Annotated in this window: 1 protein-coding gene and 1 pseudogene; both read right to left on the bottom strand. The window is 69.5% G+C overall.

Annotation, left to right across the window (positions count from 1 at the left end; genetic code table 11):
* On the bottom strand, positions 1 to 853 hold an 853-nt coding region (locus Y705_RS22920; RefSeq protein ID WP_253908452.1), incomplete at its 3' end, for an AMP-binding protein.
* 641 nt (positions 854 to 1494) lie between these two features.
* Positions 1495 to 1581: pseudogene (locus tag Y705_RS23460) on the bottom strand (hypothetical protein); the annotation flags it as partial.
* Positions 1582 to 1662 lie beyond the last annotated feature (81 nt).

Raw genomic sequence — 1662 nt, 5'->3', positions numbered from 1 at the left:
GGCCCCGCGGGTGCCCGAGTCTCGACAGCTCGCCCACGGGCAGAAGGTGCCAATCGGCTGGCAGCTGACCGAGGGCCGCTTCCAGGCGCACCGAGAGAGCTACGTAGGAAAGGGAATCGCCGTCGAGGGAGACGAACGTGTCCGGAGCTTCCACGTCGGTGCGGTCCAGGCATTCCGCGAAGATGCGTGCCACGTCCGCAGGGCCCTCCCTTCGGGGTTTCTCGGCAGCGAAGGAAACGACCTTCGAGGTTTCCAGGTCGCGGACGGCGGGGTAGTCGATCTTGCCGGACGCCAGCCGGGGCAGGTGTTCCACCTCATGCATGCTGACAGCTGCCCGGGGCAGTCCGAGATCGGAGGCGAGGACCTTGGACAACATGCCCGTCTCGTGCCCGCCCTCGATGGCGATGACCAGGCCGTCATCCGATCCGGCCGCGGCAGCCACCGCACCCAGGTCGGCCAGGATCCGCTCCACCTGGCCGAGGTCCACGCGCAGCCCGGCGATCTTGACGAAACGGCTGCGGCGGCCGACCACTTCGTACAGGCCGTTCGCGTGCCGGCGGGCGAGGTCTCCGGTGCGAAGTTCGTGCACCTGGCGCCCGAGCGCGAGGTCCTCCGGGCTCTCGGCGTAGCCCAGCATGACGTTCGGGCCGGTGTAGACCAGTTCACCATCAGGGAGGCCGTCCACCGGCTCGATCCGGAAGGAGCCGCCCGGCACCGGGACGCCGATCGTCTCCGGCTGCTCAGCGGCCAGGTTCGGTGGCAGGTAGGCCATGCGGGCGGTAGCCTCGGTGGCGCCGTACATGACGAAGAGGTCCCATCCGCGGCGCTGGCCGATCTCCGCCCAGGAGCGCACCGGTGCCAATCGGCTGGCAGCTGACCGAGGGCCGCTTCCAGGCGCACCGAGAGAGCTACGTAGGAAAGGGAATCGCCGTCGAGGGAGACGAACGTGTCCGGAGCTTCCACGTCGGTGCGGTCCAGGCATTCCGCGAAGATGCGTGCCACGTCCGCAGGGCCCTCCCTTCGGGGTTTCTCGGCAGCGAAGGAAACGACCTTCGAGGTTTCCAGGTCGCGGACGGCGGGGTAGTCGATCTTGCCGGACGCCAGCCGGGGCAGGTGTTCCACCTCATGCATGCTGACAGCTGCCCGGGGCAGTCCGAGATCGGAGGCGAGGACCTTGGACAACATGCCCGTCTCGTGCCCGCCCTCGATGGCGATGACCAGGCCGTCATCCGATCCGGCCGCGGCAGCCACCGCACCCAGGTCGGCCAGGATCCGCTCCACCTGGCCGAGGTCCACGCGCAGCCCGGCGATCTTGACGAAACGGCTGCGGCGGCCGACCACTTCGTACAGGCCGTTCGCGTGCCGGCGGGCGAGGTCTCCGGTGCGAAGTTCGTGCACCTGGCGCCCGAGCGCGAGGTCCTCCGGGCTCTCGGCGTAGCCCAGCATGACGTTCGGGCCGGTGTAGACCAGTTCACCATCAGGGAGGCCGTCCACCGGCTCGATCCGGAAGGAGCCGCCCGGCACCGGGACGCCGATCGTCTCCGGCTGCTCAGCGGCCAGGTTCGGTGGCAGGTAGGCCATGCGGGCGGTAGCCTCGGTGGCGCCGTACATGACGAAGAGGTCCCATCCGCGGCGCTGGCCGATCTCCGCCCAGGAGCGCAC

The organism is Arthrobacter sp. H41, assembly GCF_000520535.1.
Classification (GTDB): Bacteria; Actinomycetota; Actinomycetes; order Actinomycetales; family Micrococcaceae; genus Arthrobacter_D.
This window is presented reverse-complemented; position numbering and strand designations above follow the sequence as displayed.